The organism is Mesorhizobium sp. M1143, from assembly GCF_040318435.1.
Lineage (GTDB): Bacteria > Pseudomonadota > Alphaproteobacteria > Rhizobiales > Rhizobiaceae > Mesorhizobium.
The window spans coordinates 68,160-83,132 of record NZ_JAMYMJ010000024.1 but is presented as its reverse complement, the minus strand read 5'-3'; the positions used below and the strand labels follow the sequence as shown (position 1 = coordinate 83,132).

Below are 14,973 nucleotides of genomic sequence, written 5' to 3'. Positions count from 1 at the left end.
CTTCAGCCGCCGGAGCGGCTGGTGCGGACGCGGCAGCAGCTCGTCCGGGCTTCGCAGGGGCAGCCCCGATAGTGGCTCGCGCCGCAGGCTTCGGAGCGGCCGGTGCTTCGGCAGCAGCCGGTGCGGCCGGCTCAGCAGGCTTTGCTTCGGCGGGCTTGGTCTCGGTGGGCTTGGCCTCCGCGGGCGCCACGGCGGCGATCGCTTCGCCGGGTTCGCGCTCGAACGGCACGGCGGCGCGGGCCACGACCTTCACGCCGTCGGCGTCGAGACCGTCGACATGGATGGTGTAGCTGCCGACCGGGATGTCGCGCGTCGCCTCGACCAGGAAATGACCGTCGGGCGAGGTCACCGCATCACCAAGCAGGATATCGTTGGCATAGGCGCGCACCTTGCGGCCGGCGTCAGCCAGACCGGCGACGAAGATCTTGTTGCCGTCGATCTCGACCGCCTCGACGACGATCTTGGGTGCAGCCACGCCTGCCGCCGGCGGCGCTGCAGGTACTGCTGGCGCTGCAGGGGCAGTTGCGGCTTCCACAGCCGGAGCAGCAGGTGCTGTTTCAGCGGCCACGGCAGGCGCAGCCGTAGCAGGCGCCTCAGCGGCTGGGGCAGCGGCCTGATCGCCGGCGGCCGGTGCCGCGGGCTTGGTCTCAGGCGCCGGGACGCTAAGCAGCTCGGCCGGCTTGCCGGGTTCCTCGACCATCGCCAGCACCTGGCCGGCGGCGTCCTTGGGAACCGAAACGACGGCGGTCTGCACGGAAGGGGTAACCACATCGCCGGCCGTCGCGCGCAACGCAATCGTATAGTCGCCGGGCTTCAGCGGATCGTCGAGAACGATGACGAAGGCGCCGTCCGGACCGGCGACAGTCGAGCCAAGCACCGAGGAGCCGTTGAGGATCTCGATCTTCGAATTGGGCGCAGCATTGCCGGCAACGACGATCGAGCCGTTGCTTTCGACGCGCACGACGTCGAAGCTCGGCGCAACCGGGCCGGCCGCGGCCGGCGCTGGGGTTGTTGGGGCAGCAGCGGGCGCGGCAGGTGCCGCCGGAGCCGCAGCTTCGGTCGCGGGAGCCGTTGCGTCGGCAGGCGCGGGTGCTGCGGGAGCCTTGGCATCGGTGGGCGCGGCGGGCGCCGGCGGCAGCCTTCCCTCGGTCCCCGGATCGGCCAGCTTTTCAGCCGGCGGCGTCAGCGATGCAATCGCCGCAGGCGGCGTGGGATTCAGATACGGGTCGAGTGCGCCCGATACATAGGCGGTTCCGACGACCGCGACGGTCCCACCCGCCGCGAACAGAAACGCCTTCAATGGATTACCAGCCATATTTCCCCTACCCCTTAGCCACCTGAAGCCGGTCTAGCGTGTTTTGCCGGCACCGACAAGAAAAAGCCCGGGCTTGTCAGCCCTTGGGGCTTGACCCCGCATTCAGACCCAATCACCAATCACGAATGAACACGATTCGATCCGTCTGCGTCTATTGCGGCTCGTCTCCGGGCCGCGATGAAATCTATGCCAAGGCCGGGCACCTGCTTGGCCGCTCGCTCGCCAAAGCCGGCCTGCGGCTGGTCTATGGCGGCGGCACCAAAGGCATTATGGGCGCAGTCGCCGAAGGCGCGCTCAAGGCCGGCGGCAAGGTAACGGGCATCATTCCGCGCTTCCTCATCAACAAGGAGGCGACCGAAACCGCGCTTGACCGGCTCGACGAGTTGCTGATCACCGACAACATGCACGAGCGCAAGCACAAGATGTTCGAGAAATCCGACGCCTTTGTGGCGCTGCCCGGCGGCATTGGCACGGTCGAGGAAATCGTCGAGATCATGACCTGGGGCCAGCTCGGCCATCACCGCAAGCCGATCGTCTTCGCCAACGTTCAAGGATTCTGGGATCCGATGCTGGCGCTGCTCGACCATATGGCCAGCGAAGGCTTCATCCACACCGCGCAACGGGTCAAGCCGCTGGTGGTCGAAGACCCCGAGGCCATCGTCGCCGCCATCATGGTGGCGGGGTCGTCGGTCGATGCGCCGACGGAAGGCGTGCAGTCTGTAATTGACAAGATGTGAGGACGAAGCCGGCCTTGGCGCAGGCGGCCAGGAATTGAGCCCGGTTGGTGTCGTCGGCCTGGCGCACCAACTGCGCCGCGTCGTGCTGGCGCTCAAGGCTGCCGGCTACGAAACACTGGGCAACACCTGGATCGGCGACAGCAACAAGGCCAGCCTGGCCCAGAAGCAGAAGTCCAATGCGAAGCCACTGATCGACTGCATCTGCTTGGCAAGGATCTGTAGCGTTGGGGCAGCTGACTTCGATCTGTCCAGCTTTTCTTGAGCTCCGTCTTGTGCGCAATGTAAGCACGTTGGCGACGATTTCCATTTGCAGCCCGCTTCGCAGTTGGTTATCGGAGAACATTGGGCGGGAACGGAAATTTGGAGAGCGAGACAAAGGGGAGATGAATCCGCGCGAGCGATTGACGGCCGCGAAGGGCGAGATCGCGTCGGAACCAAGGACGGCGATCCTGGTCCTCGGAATGCACCGCAGCGGCACCTCGGCGCTCGGCGCCCTCGTCGCCGCGCATGGAGCCACGCCGCCGAAACATCTGCTGCCCGGGAGCCTCCACAATCCCAAGGGACATTGGGAAAGTACCCCACTCACCATCGCCGACGACCACCTGCTCACGGCGGCGGCCTCCTCCTGGCAAGATTGGCTGCCGCTAGATCGGCAGTGGCTGCAGTCGCCGGCAGCCGAGCGATTTCGGCCCATGATGACGGCGATCATTGCCAGCGAGTTCGGCGATGCCCCCCTGTTTTTCGTCAAGGATCCGCGGATCTGCCGGTTCCTTCCCTTCATAGCCTCGATCCTGGCCGATCTCAGGATTGACCCGATCGCATTTCTGCCTGTTCGCAACCCGCTCGAAGTCGCCTGTTCGCTGCAGGAACGGGATCAAATGGCACTGCCGACAGCGTTCATGCTGTGGCTCAGGCACGTGCTCGAAGCGGAGCATCATTCGCGACACATGCCGCGCTGTATCCTGCGCCACGAAGACCTGTTGAGCGACTGGCGACATCAGATGGACCGCGCGGCCAGGGAGACCGGAATCGTCTGGCCTGTCACGTCCGATCACGCCGACGCCGCAATCGCCGAGTTCCTGGACAAGGATCTGCATCATCAGCGGGCCTCGGTCGCTGATCTGCAAAACCATCCGGATGCCACGCCGTTAGTCCGCAGTGCCTATGCCATTTTGCGCAGTATGGCGTCTGAAGGCGACAGCCAGGACTTGCGCGACCAGCTCGACAGGGTGCGGGCGACGTTCGATGAGAGCTGCGATGTGGTTGGCAAGGCCGTTGCCGCAGGGAACCTGGCCGCTAAACGGCTACACGGCGAACTGGGAAAGGGCATCGTCGAGCGTGACGCCCTCGCTGACGCCCAACAGGCCCTCATCCGAGACCGAGACAGCTTCATGGCGGAGCGTGACGCGCTCGCTCACGCCCAGCAGGACCTCATCCAAGCCCGAGACAGCTTCATGGCGGAGCGTGATGCGCTTGCTCACGCCCAGCAGGACCTCATCCAAGCCCGAGACAGCTTCATGGCGGAGCGTGACGCGCTCGCCCTGGGCCAAGACGGCCTCGTAGCCGAGCGTAGCGCGCTGGCCAGGATCCGAGACGACCTGGTGGCGGAGCGCGATGCGGCGCTTGCGTCACGCAGATGGCGATTGACCGGACCGTTGCGATGGGTGAGCTCCATTCGTCGGCGATAGCAGCAAACACTCTAAACGCTGCTCGACAAACTGTGATCGCCTGTCAAGAAACCGTCACACGGAACCCGCCTCCCTCGTGTTACGAAGGACGGGTCGGCATCCGCGCGTCGGCATAGTCGAAATCTGAACCTGGTCGAAATTTCTTGGCGAGGCGAGCCGTGAACATTGCTCTCAACGCGGAAGGCCTGTCGCCTTACCTGCCCGACGAGCACGGGCTGTTCTTCATCTACCATTTCACCGCCGAGGGCCTGCGCACCAAGGACGCGGCCGAGGTTGCATGGACATGGCGCAGCTACCAGCTGTCCGACCTGCGCGCCCGTCATGAGATCGCCGCCGAGCAGGCTCTGCCCGGGCCGGTGCGCGAAGCTTTCCTCGGCGCCAGCCAGGGTTGCCACATCGATCTCGAGGATGCCTGGCTTTATGGCGACCTGCCGGATCTGCGCCACGACTATTCGGCGGAAGCGCGCGGGCTCGGCCATTTCCGTTTTGCGCTCAACGACAAGACGCTGATCGGCGCGCGCAAGCAGCCACTGGAATCGGTCGATCTCATCCGCAAGGCGGTGGAGAGCGGCTCGCGCAAATTCCGCTCCCCCGCCGACCTGGTCGAAGCGGTCATGGGCCAGTCGCTCGACGGCATGGCGGCCGAGCTCCACGGTCTTGGCGATACGCTGGACGGCATCGAGGACCGTATCGTGCGCGATGCCTGGCACGGCGAGCGGCAGCCGCTGGTCGAGGCGCGCCGTCAACTGGTGGTCATCCACCGGCAGATGGCGACGCTCACAAACCTTTTTCGCCATCTCGACCATTCGCATCGCAATGAGCTGCCCGATCGGATCAATGACATGGCGACAAGGCTCTCGCACCGGGCACACACGCTCTATCACGACGGCGAGCAGTTGCAGGCACGCGCAAGGTTGCTGCAGGACGAGTTGATGGCCAAGCTGACAATGCAGTCCAACCAGCTGCTCTATGTGCTGTCGGTGATGACGGCGGTGCTGTTGCCGATGACCATCATATCAGGCCTGTTCGGCATGAATGTCGGTGGCCTGCCCATGGTCAATACGCCGATGGGCTTCTGGGTGGTCTCGGCGGTTTCGATCGTGATCGCCGCGGCGACCTACATGTTCGTAAGGCGGCTCGGGCGGACGTAACGCCTCGATCCCTTTGTTTTCACTCAATTCCCAAGGGAACGCGACGCGCTTTTCCTGGAATGCCCATCACGCCGTAGCGCGAAGATCCTCGACGATGGTGCCGGCGGCAGCGACCTCCGCCTCATGGTCCGGCTCCCGCCAGGTCTCGGCGAGACCCGCGGCATACCATTCCTGCATGGCCGGCAGGCCAAGCAATTGCGGGGGATAGGCTGCAGCTGCCCCTTCGAAAGACAGCCCATAGGATAGCACACGGAACGCCACCGGAGCAAAGAAGGCGTCGACGGCGGTAAAATGGCCGCCGGCAAGGAACGGCCCGCCGAACAGGGCAAGGCCATCGTTCCAGAGATCGCCCAAACGGAACAGATCCTGCTTCAGCGCGTCCGACATCGGCAACGGTTTCACCCGCAAGCCGCAATTCATCGGGCATGCGCCGCGCAAGGCCGTGAAACCAGAATGCATTTCGGCGGCGGCCGAGCGCGCCCAGGCTCGCGCCTTGGCCTCAGCAGGCCACACACCATGGTGGCGCTCGGCGAGATACTCGGCAATAGCCAGCGAATCCCAGACAGCCCAGCCGTCATCCACCAGGCAAGGCACGCGCCCGCTGGGCGAGAACGCCCGGTAGAGATCGAAACTGGGCCCGGTCGGAAACGGCGTCAATTGCTCCTCGAACGGAATGTCGAGGGTGCGCATCAGCACCCATGGCCGCAGCGACCATGACGAATAGTTCTTGTTGGCGATATGCAGCACGTACATCGAAAGGCTCCCTACTTCGGGGCCAACGCCACCGGGCGGATTTCACGGCCACGAATCATCGACCAGGAATACATCGCCAATGCCGCCCAGATCAGCGCGAAGGCAATTGCTTGCGTGGTGCCGAACGGCTCGTCGAAAATCAGCACGGCGATCAGGAACACCATGGTCGGTGCGATGTACTGCATGATGCCGATGGTGGAGAGGCGCAGAAGCTTGGCGCCGAAGGCGAACAGAAGCAGCGGCACCGAGGTGACTGGGCCGCAGCCGATGAGCAAAGCCATATCGGTGCCGTTGCTGGAGATGAAATGGTCCTGGCCGTTGACGACCAGGAAGACGATGTAGGCAAGCGCCGGCACCGACAGCAAAAGCACTTCGAGCAGAAAGCCCTGGCTCGGGCCGATCGGCAGCGTCTTGCGGAAGAACCCATAGGCAGCGAAGGAAAACGCCAGCGCCAACGACACCCAAGGCAATTTGCCGGCATCGACGGTCAGAACGGCAACTGCGACCGCCGCCAGCAACACGGCCGCGATCTGCAGCCGGTCGAGCTTCTCGCCGAGCAACAACGCGCCGACGACGATGCTAACTAATGGGTTGATGTAGTATCCGAGCGCGGTCTCGACGGTGCGGTCGACCGAGATCGCCCAGACATAGATGGCCCAGTTGACGGAGATCAGGGTCGCCGTCAGCGCCGCCATGGCGATGCTGCGCGGCGAGCGGATCGCCGCCTTGAAATCGGCTGTGCGGCCGGCCCAGACCAGCACTGCAGCAGCAATCGGCACCGACCAGACGATGCGGTGGGCGATCACCTCGATCAGCGGCAGATGCGCAACCGCCTTCATGTAGAAGGGCAACAGGCCCCATAGCAGATAAGCGCCGAGCGCGAGGAGAAAGCCGCTGCGGGCTTTGGAGTCGGCGTCGGGCTGGATCGTGTCGCTGGCCATGGCAAACGCTATGGCCCAGTGGGCCATCCAAAACCATCGCAAAATTATGATGGATCAATGGACTTCCGCTGATGGTTCAAGGGGCGCCGCCAGTTCCTCGCCCCACTTCGAGGGGCGAGGAACCCAAGTCCTGCAAGCTTACTCCGCCGCCACCAATCCCGCCATGTCGCGGTTCTTCATCAGCTTGTAGACGATCGAATCCATCAGCGCCTGGAAGGACGCATCGATGATGTTTTCCGAGACGCCGACCGTCCACCAGCGTGCGCCGGTGCCGTCATGCGATTCGATCAGGACGCGGGTGATCGCCTCGGTGCCGCCATTGAGGATACGCACCTTGAAATCGGCGAGCTCCATGTCGGCGATCTCGCTCTGGAATTTGCCGAGGTCCTTGCGCAACGCGATGTCGAGCGCGTTGACCGGGCCGTGGCCTTCGGCCACCGACATCTTCTCCTCGCCCTCGACCATCACCTTGACGATGGCTTCGGAGACCGTCTTCAACTGGCCGTTGGCATCGAAGCGGCGCTCGACCATGCAGCGGAACGAAGTGACGTTGAAGAACTCCGGCAGGCCGTGCAGCATTTTGCGCGCCAACAGCTCGAAGGAGGCATCGGCGCCCTCATAGGCGTAGCCCTCGGCCTCGCGCTCCTTGACCACCGAGATCAGCGCATCGAGACGATGGTCGTCTCTGGGCACATCGATGCCGCGCCGCTTCAGTTCGGCGAGGAAATTGGCCTTGCCGCCCTGGTCCGAAACCATAACGCGGCGGCGGTTGCCTACCGCCTCGGGCGGCACATGTTCATAGGTCGCCGGCTCCTTGGCCAGTGCGGAGGCATGGATGCCGGCCTTGGTGGCGAAGGCCGAGGCGCCAACATAGGGCGCCTGCGCTTCCGGAGCACGGTTCAGCAATTCGTCGAAGGCGCGGGAAAGCCGGGATATCCCGGTCAGCGCCTCGGCCGAGATGCCGGTTTCAAACCGATCGGCGAAGGCCGGCTTCAGCGCCAGCGTCGGTACGATCGAGACCAGATTGGCGTTGCCGCAGCGCTCGCCGATGCCGTTCAGCGTGCCTTGGATCTGGCGCACGCCGGCCTCGACGGCGGCGAGCGAATTGGCCACCGCCTGGCCGGTGTCGTCATGGGCATGGATGCCGAGATGGTCGCCCGGAATGCCTGAAACAATGACCTTGTCGACGATGGCGCGCACTTCCGAGGGCTGCGTGCCGCCATTGGTGTCGCACAACACCACCCAGCGCGCGCCGGCTTCATAGGCAGTCCTGGCGCAGGCCAGTGCGTAGTCCGGATTGGCCTTGAAGCCGTCGAAGAAATGCTCGCAATCGACCATCGCTTCCTTGCCCGCGGCGATTGCTGCTTCGACCGAAGCCTTGATGGAGTCGAGGTTTTCCTCATTGGTGCAGCCGAGCGCGACGCGGACATGATAGTCCCAGCTCTTGGCGACGAAGCAGATGGCGTCGGACTTGGACTGCACGAGCGCTGCCAGGCCCGGGTCGTTGGACGCCGACACGCCTGCCCGCTTGGTCATGCCGAAGGCGACGAACTTTGCCTTCGCCGTGCGCTTCTGCTGGAAGAAGGCAGTGTCGGTCGGATTGGCGCCGGGATAGCCGCCTTCGACATAGTCCATGCCGAACTCGTCGAGCAGCTTGGCAATCGCGATCTTGTCCTCGACGGAAAAGTCGATGCCCGGCGTCTGCTGGCCATCGCGGAGGGTTGTGTCGAAGAGATAGAGGCGTTGCTTGGTCATTGTTCTGTTGGCGCGCGAGCACCCCCCTCTGGCCTGCCGGCCATCTCCCCCTCAAGGGGGAAGATCGGCAGCTTTAGCGTCGGATCGTTTCCTGCAGCGACGGAGATTTGCGAAAGCGCCGATGACAGCCAATCTCCCCCCTTGAGGGGGAGATGTCCGGCAGGACAGAGGGGGGTGCCACGCGCTGTCATTTCCCCGCAAACCCATCCGTCGCGCGTATCAGCCGATCCAGAATCCCCGGCTCCGAATAGGAATGGCCGGCGCCTTCGATGAGGTGGAAATCCGCCTTCGGCCAGGCCTTGTGCAGGGCCCAGGCATAGCGCGCCGGGCACGGCATGTCGTAGCGGCCGTGGACGATTGTGCCGGGAATATCCGCGAGCTTATGGGCATCGCGCAGAAGCTGCCCCTCCTCCAGCCAGCCGGCGTGGACGAAATAGTGGTTCTCGATGCGGGCAAAGGCGATGGCGAAGTGGTCCTCGCCGAACTTGTCGCTGGTCTCCGGCTCCGGTAGCAGCGTGATCGTCTCACCTTCCCACAGGCTCCAGGCAAGGGCGGCTTCCAGCTGCGCCTTGCCATCGGCGCCGACCAACCGCCTGCGGTAAGCGGCCATCATGTCGCCGCGCTCGGCTTCAGGAATTGGCGCCAGGAAACGCTCCCATTTGTCGGGGAACATCTCGGAGACGCCGAACTGATAGTACCATTCGAGTTCGGCGCGGGTCAGCGTGTAGATGCCGCGCACGACAAGCTCGCTGACGCGATTAGGATGCGTCTCGGCATAGGCCAGCGCCAGCGTCGAGCCCCACGAGCCGCCGAACACCAGCCATTTTTCGAAGCCGCACATCTCACGCAGCCGCTCGATGTCGGCAACCAGGTGCCAGGTGGTGTTGGCCTCGAGCGAGGCGTTGGGTGTCGATTTCCCGCAGCCGCGCTGGTCGAACAGGATGACGTCGTAAAGCTTCGGGTCGAACAATTGCCGATGTTTTGGCGAGAAGCCGCCGCCGGGACCGCCATGCAGGAAAACGGCCGGCTTGGCGCCCCTGGTTCCGGAGCGCTCCCAGTAGATATGATGGCCGTCGCCGACATCGAGCATGCCGGACTCGAACGCCTCGATCTCTGGATAAAGAGTACGAAGCTCACTGTTCATTTCATTGCTCATATCTTCAGGCCGTTCGCGGGCCAGTCCGTGGTTTCGTGGTCGGGATGCTGGAAGGAGATGATCTGCTCCTGGCGGGAGTAGAAATCCGGATCCTGATGCACGGGCTGGTCAAAGATCGTTTCCACCCAAGGCAATCGGACCGCGTAGTTGACCTGGATCTGCGGCGCCAGATCGGAGCGGTCGTCGAAGGCGCCGATGGCGATCTCCAGTGCGCCAGGTTGGCGATAGGTCAGCGGTGTACCGCAGCGGGCACAGAAGCCGCGATCGATGTTGACCGACGACTGGAAGTAGGTCGGCTCCTCGCGCACCCATTCGACGCCATCCTTGGGCACTGTCACCAGGGCGCCGAAAAACGACCCGAACTGTTTCTGGCACATGCGGCAATGGCAGATGGACGCCCGGCCAAGCTTGCCCTTGATGCGGAAACGGACGGCGCCGCACTGGCAGCCGCCGGTTCGAACTTCATCGGTCATAACTTTTCCTCTGGCGGCCATTGTTCGGTGTCATGATCGGGATGCTGGTAGGAGACAAGCTCGGCAAGATAAGGCGCCGACGACATGTCGGCCATCGTGTCCTCGCCCGGCAATTGCGGAAGGGTGTCGACATAAGGCAGTTTTGCCTCGGTGCCCCACTGGATCAGCGGCACGATTTCGGCCGGATTGTCGAAGGCGCCAATGGCAAGGCCGACGCCGTCGGGCGCGGTAAAGGTCAGCGGCGTGCCGCAATTGCCGCAAAAGCCACGATCGACGTGGCTGGACGAGGCGAAATATTTCGGTTCGCCGCGCGTCCAGTCGAGTTTGGCGCCACGCACCGAGACCAGGGGCGCGTAAAATGAGCCGAACGCCTTCTGGCACATGCGGCAATGGCAGATCGAGGCGTCACCTAGCGCACCCTCGACGCGAAAGCGCACCGCGCCGCACTGGCAGCCGCCGGTGTAGATCGGCCGGTTGTCGAGGCTCATGGCGTTTCACTCCGTTTCATAGTCATTCGGGCGCATGGCAGACGGCCTCGACATTGTTGCCGTCGGGATCCAAGACGAAGGCGCCGTAATAGTCCGGGTGATAATGCGGGCGCAGCCCCGGCCCGCCATTGTCCTTGCCGCCGGCGGCGAGCGCCGCGGCATGGAAGGCGTCGACCTCGGCGCGGCTGCGCGCGGTGAAGGCGACGTGCTGATGGGTCCTCGGCTTGTCATCGCTGGCCTGCAGCCAGAACACCGGCCGGTCGCGGCCATAACCGCCGACCTTGGCGCCGCCGGTATATTCCAGTGGCACCATGTAAATCAGCGAGGCGCCAAGCGGTGCCATCGCCTGGTCATAAAAGGCTTTCGACGCGCCGAAATCGGCGACATTGATGCCGAGATGGTCGATCATGAAACAAGCTCCTCCCTTGCTGGCGCCGGCACGTCGGCGCCGGCCAAGCCGGCCTCGATCACGATGTGCTGGCAGACATTGTCGATATCGCGGATGACGTCGTCGTTCCAGAAGCGCAGGATGGTCCAGCCACTGGCACTCAATTGAGCGCTGCGTGCCTTGTCGCGTTCTGCATCTTCTACGTCGGCATGCTGACTGCCATCAACCTCGACTACGAGGTGGTGGGCCGAACAGGCGAAGTCGACAATGTAGGGCCTAATCGGTACCTGTCGGCGAAAGCTCATCCTCATCAGCCGGTGAGCCCGCAACTCATTCCACAGTTTCAGCTCGGCATCGGTCATGACGCGACGCATGGACTTTGCATTCTTGCGCTGACGCGATGGAACGAGGTCGTGACCCATGCTCAGGCCACTCCGCGCTGGCGATTAGCGAAAACCGAGGCGAGGGCTGATCTCCCCCCTTGCGGGGGAGATGTCCGGCAGGACAGAGGGGAGTGCTGTCCCGCCAGCGTCTCAACCGGCAGCCATTGCGTTCTCAGAAAGTGACCGAAATGAAAGTGGGCAAGAAGGAACGCTGGCGTTCCTTCACACCCCCCTCTGTCCTGCCGGACATCTCCCCCGCAAGGGGGGAGATTGGCTGTCGCTCCGGCCTTCGCCAATCTTACAACGGTGTCTCGCGCCACCCTCACCGCTTTACCTCCCACGTCGTCACGCGTTCGCCAGTGATAGGATCCTTGCCGTCTTTCAGCTGCACGCCCTGCGCCAGAAGCTCATCGCGGATGCGATCGGCTTCGGCCCAGTTTTTCGCTGCGATCAGTTCCAAGCGCTTGGCGATCGCCTTGGCGACCGCAACCTCGTCGACCTTGGCCGCGCCTATATCGAAGCCGAGGAACAACAGCGATGCATTCAGCGATGCGGCCGCTTCGTTGCCCTCCGCGGCCTCACCGGCAAGCTGCGTGAGCTGCTGGAAGGCGGCATAGGTGGCGAGGTCGTCAGACAGCGCCGCCACAACCTCCGCCGGAACTTGCCCTGCCGACGGGGCGAGATCGGCGGCGCGCTTCCATTTGCGCAGCGTATTCTCGGCCTCTTCCAGCTTGCGTACGGAAAAGTCGATCGGCTCGCGGTAATGCGTCATCAGCATCGCCAGCCGCAGCACCTCGCCCGGCCATTTGCGGCCGCCGAAAGTGTCGGTCTCCAGCAGTTCGGCGATGGCGTAGAAATTGCCGAGGCTCTTCGACATTTTCTGGCCCTCGACCTGCAGGAAGCCGTTGTGCATCCAGACATTGGCCATGACGTCGGTGCCGTGGGCGCAACGCGACTGGGCGATCTCGTTCTCATGGTGGGGGAAGATCAGGTCCAAGCCGCCGCCATGGATATCGAAGACATCGCCGAGATAGGCGGCCGACATGGCCGAGCATTCGATGTGCCAACCGGGCCGGCCCCTGCCCCATGGGCTGTCCCAGCCGGGCTCTTCCGGTGACGACAATTTCCACAGCACGAAATCGCCCGGGTTCTTCTTGTGAGCGTCGACGGCAATTCGCGCACCGGCCTGCTGTTCGTCGAGATTGCGCTTCGACAGCTCGCCATAATCCGGCATCGAGGCGGTGTCGAACAGCACTTCGCCGGCGGCGACATAGGCGTGGCCGCGTTCGATCAAACGTTCGATGAGGGTGATCATGTCAACCTTGCCGTCGGCGCGCCGCGCGACGAACTCGGTGGCGCGCGGCTCGACCGTCGGCGGCAAGCAGCCGAGCGCGGCGACATCCTTGTAGTACTGATCGGCGGTCTTTTCGGTGACGCGGCGGATCGCCTCGTTGAGCGTCAGGTTTCCCGACGCGATCTCGGCGCCGAAATCGCGCAGCGCGCGGGCGTTAATCTTGTCGTCGACATCTGTGATGTTGCGCACATACGTGACACCAGCCTCGCCGTAGAGGTGACGCAGCAAACGGAACAGCACGTCGAAGACGATCGCCGGACGCGCATTGCCGATATGGGCAAAGTCGTAGACGGTCGGACCGCAGACATAAATGCGCACATTCGACGGGTCGATCGGGACGAACACGTCCTTCGTCCGCGTTAGCGTGTTGTAGAGGCTGAGACCCTTCGATGCGTCAGACATGCGTGCCCTTCCGGTCCGTTAAGTTCTGGATGGAGCCTAACCTGTGCCAAGGCACAAATCGGCTCCAGCCTGCTGGCCGGGGCGTTTGTCCACTCTGGGGAAAGATGAGGCGAAAACGTCCGGACCAGCGCGAAGCTAGCCAATAATGCAAATGCCACAAATGGCGGAAAACGTTTTCATCGGCGGCTTTATCGCCTTGGCCGGTGTTGCCGTCAAGTCGCAACTTCCGGCAAAAGCGTCGCTGGATAATAGGTCAGGAGCCGCTGAAACATTTTATTAAACATGTCGGCACAGTCATGAAACATTCGCCGGCTAGTCCACCATAGGTCACGATTCGGTCAGATTCGGCCGGCAAACGCAGACACGGAAATGTTACCAGGGAAGAGATCGATGTCACGAACCAAGCAGGAATCGAGCCGCGCCAAGCAACCGGCGCTCGCCAACCACTACCGTGCGATCGGCCCGGCCGCGATCGTCGCCGCCCTTCTCCATACCGCGAAGAATAAAAAGCCGGCGCCGAAAATCACTTCGCCCCGCGCTGCCTGAACAGGCATCGTGCCGGCCGCCGACAAGGCGTGCGCCGGAACGGAAGGCTGAGGCGCCCATAGCGCGCCTGAAAACAACAGCTCTTCCTATTGAGCAGGTTCTTCCCGAAGACCGGACCTGGCTTCTTGGGAGCGCGCTCTAAAACAGCGTCATCTGACTGTCGTCCGCGCCGGGCTTCTGGCGCCTGACCTTGTCGGGCTCGACGATGCCCATGTCCTGTATCTCCGGCCCGGTGTTGGCGACCTTGTTGACGCGGTCGGAGACCGGAATTGCCTCGAAGAAATCGGGCAGCGCGGGTTTGAGCAGGTCGGCCACATCGCGCGGTTCGAGCGTGCGGCAGTCCAGCCAGCGGGCAAAGTCTTCAGGCGCGATCACCACCGGCATCCGGTCATGGATATGGGCGATGCCGGCATTGGCGTTGATGGTAAGAATGGCGCCGGTGTTCATTTCCGAACCGCCCGGCTCGGCATAGGTTTCAATCAGCCCGGCAAAGGCGATCAACCCGCCATGCCTCGGCCGTATCCAGTAGGGCTGGCCCTTCTTGCCGCTGCCGGATTGCTGCCACTCATAGAAGCCGGAGGCCGGCACCAAGGCACGGCGATGGCGCATGGCGGCTTTGAACGAGGCTTTTTCAATAGCGCCTTCCGAACGCGCGTTGATGAGCAACGGAAATTCCCTGGTGTCCTTGACCCAGGTGGGGATCAGCCCCCAGCGCACCAGCATCGCCTGGCGATCCGGGAAATTCGAGCCCGGCATGCGCGGCGGTCCCGACAGCGCCATCAGCACCGGCTGCGTCGGCGCGATGTTGTAGCGGGCCGGAAAATCGTCCAGCTCCGCCAGGCCGAGCAAGGCGGCGGTCTGGTCGGGCGTCGCGGTCAGGGCAAAGCGTCCGCACATTGGCAAGCTCGATGAATTGATCCGATCGCGAACGTGGCGATGGAACCGGCGCTGCGCAACGGCTAAAGCTGCTCGCTGCCAGCCGGTCCACAGGGTGGGCCTCACATAAGCGAATCGATATCGATGAACGAGCAGCGCAAGACACTTCCCGCAGTCTCGGTCGCCGTCGTGCGCGGCAGGACGGTGCTGCTGGTCAAACGGGCGCGGCCGCCGTCGCAGGGGCTTTATGCCTTTCCCGGCGGCAAGGTCGAGCCCGGCGAGACGCTGCAAGAAGCAGCAGTGCGCGAATTGCTGGAGGAAACCGGGCTGCGGGCGCAGGACTATCGTCCGCTTCGCGACATCCACATCGACGGCAGCGGCGAGAATCACCCGGTCGACTATCTGCTGACCGTGTTCGGCGCCGTTTATGCCGGCGGCGAAGCGACGGCCAGCGACGATGCCGAGACCGCCGCCTTCTATAGTCTTGATGAAATGGCGACGCTGCCGCTCGCGGGTGACGTCATGGAGGTGGCTGAAGAGCTTTTGGCCTGAAGCAGGCCCATATCT

The 14,973-nt window shown here is 63.5% G+C and carries 17 protein-coding genes; 6 read left to right on the top strand and 11 right to left on the bottom strand.

Features of this window, described 5'->3' with window-relative positions; translation table 11 throughout:
• Positions 1-1,315, bottom strand: a 1,315-nt coding sequence (locus NKH35_RS17820) for a peptigoglycan-binding protein LysM (RefSeq protein WP_352915604.1), incomplete at its 3' end; no start/stop codon positions are given.
• Between the two features lie 125 nt (positions 1,316-1,440).
• Here NKH35_RS17820 and NKH35_RS17815 point away from each other — a divergent pair.
• The 4 genes from NKH35_RS17815 to NKH35_RS17800 all read left to right on the top strand — a co-directional run bounded on the left by NKH35_RS17815 (position 1,441) and on the right by NKH35_RS17800 (position 4,891).
• On the top strand, positions 1,441-2,052 hold the full coding sequence (locus tag NKH35_RS17815; RefSeq protein WP_023673582.1) for an LOG family protein: 612 nt from the start codon (positions 1,441-1,443) through the stop codon (positions 2,050-2,052).
• Positions 2,053-2,086: 34 nt separating this feature from the next.
• On the top strand, positions 2,087-2,314 hold the full coding sequence (locus tag NKH35_RS17810; protein WP_023673581.1) for a hypothetical protein: 228 nt from the start codon (positions 2,087-2,089) through the stop codon (positions 2,312-2,314).
• Positions 2,315-2,435: 121 nt separating this feature from the next.
• The gene (locus NKH35_RS17805) at positions 2,436-3,740 is read left to right on the top strand and encodes a sulfotransferase family protein (protein WP_023709766.1); all 1,305 of its coding nucleotides are present in this window, start codon (positions 2,436-2,438) and stop codon (positions 3,738-3,740) included.
• 158 nt (positions 3,741-3,898) lie between these two features.
• Positions 3,899-4,891, top strand: a complete 993-nt coding sequence (locus tag NKH35_RS17800; RefSeq protein WP_023709767.1) for a transporter — start codon at positions 3,899-3,901, stop codon at positions 4,889-4,891.
• Between the two features lie 66 nt (positions 4,892-4,957).
• On the opposite strand, the gene NKH35_RS17795 is transcribed toward NKH35_RS17800, so the two are convergent.
• The 9 genes from NKH35_RS17795 to cysS all read right to left on the bottom strand — a co-directional run bounded on the left by NKH35_RS17795 (position 4,958) and on the right by cysS (position 12,984).
• A complete protein-coding gene (locus NKH35_RS17795) occupies positions 4,958-5,644 on the bottom strand; it encodes a glutathione S-transferase family protein (RefSeq protein ID WP_023673578.1) in 687 nt (228 codons plus the stop codon).
• 11 nt (positions 5,645-5,655) lie between these two features.
• Entirely contained in the window at positions 5,656-6,585 is a 930-nt protein-coding gene (gene rarD / locus NKH35_RS17790; RefSeq protein WP_352915611.1) for an EamA family transporter RarD, read from the bottom strand.
• Between the two features lie 138 nt (positions 6,586-6,723).
• Entirely contained in the window at positions 6,724-8,340 is a 1,617-nt protein-coding gene (gene cimA / locus NKH35_RS17785) for a citramalate synthase (RefSeq protein ID WP_352915600.1), read from the bottom strand.
• 187 nt (positions 8,341-8,527) lie between these two features.
• A complete protein-coding gene (gene pip, locus NKH35_RS17780) occupies positions 8,528-9,484 on the bottom strand; it encodes a prolyl aminopeptidase (protein ID WP_023684469.1) in 957 nt (318 codons plus the stop codon).
• A gap of 8 nt (positions 9,485-9,492) precedes the next feature.
• Positions 9,493-9,969 (bottom strand): GFA family protein, encoded by a 477-nt coding sequence (locus NKH35_RS17775; protein ID WP_023731979.1) that lies wholly within the window; start codon positions 9,967-9,969, stop codon positions 9,493-9,495.
• Complete coding sequence (locus tag NKH35_RS17770; protein ID WP_023727579.1) at positions 9,966-10,457, bottom strand: GFA family protein; 492 nt, start codon at positions 10,455-10,457, stop codon at positions 9,966-9,968. The genes NKH35_RS17775 and NKH35_RS17770 overlap by 4 nt, the downstream gene beginning before the upstream one ends.
• A 22-nt stretch (positions 10,458-10,479) precedes the next feature.
• On the bottom strand, positions 10,480-10,866 hold the full coding sequence (locus NKH35_RS17765) for a VOC family protein (protein ID WP_023684472.1): 387 nt from the start codon (positions 10,864-10,866) through the stop codon (positions 10,480-10,482).
• Positions 10,863-11,267, bottom strand: coding sequence for an endonuclease domain-containing protein (locus NKH35_RS17760; protein WP_023731980.1), 405 nt, complete (start codon positions 11,265-11,267; stop codon positions 10,863-10,865). Before NKH35_RS17760 ends, NKH35_RS17765 begins: the two co-directional genes overlap by 4 nt.
• A gap of 283 nt (positions 11,268-11,550) precedes the next feature.
• Complete coding sequence (cysS, locus tag NKH35_RS17755; protein ID WP_023731981.1) at positions 11,551-12,984, bottom strand: cysteine--tRNA ligase; 1,434 nt, start codon at positions 12,982-12,984, stop codon at positions 11,551-11,553.
• 390 nt (positions 12,985-13,374) lie between these two features.
• On the opposite strand from cysS, the gene NKH35_RS17750 reads away from it, so the two are divergent.
• Entirely contained in the window at positions 13,375-13,530 is a 156-nt protein-coding gene (locus NKH35_RS17750; protein WP_023673568.1) for a hypothetical protein, read from the top strand.
• 138 nt (positions 13,531-13,668) lie between these two features.
• Here NKH35_RS17750 and NKH35_RS17745 read toward each other — a convergent pair whose 3' ends face one another.
• Positions 13,669-14,427 (bottom strand): SOS response-associated peptidase, encoded by a 759-nt coding sequence (locus NKH35_RS17745; RefSeq protein ID WP_023731983.1) that lies wholly within the window; start codon positions 14,425-14,427, stop codon positions 13,669-13,671.
• A 123-nt stretch (positions 14,428-14,550) separates the two neighbouring features.
• On the opposite strand from NKH35_RS17745, the gene NKH35_RS17740 reads away from it, so the two are divergent.
• Complete coding sequence (locus tag NKH35_RS17740) at positions 14,551-14,958, top strand: NUDIX hydrolase (protein WP_023698665.1); 408 nt, start codon at positions 14,551-14,553, stop codon at positions 14,956-14,958.
• Positions 14,959-14,973 lie beyond the last annotated feature (15 nt).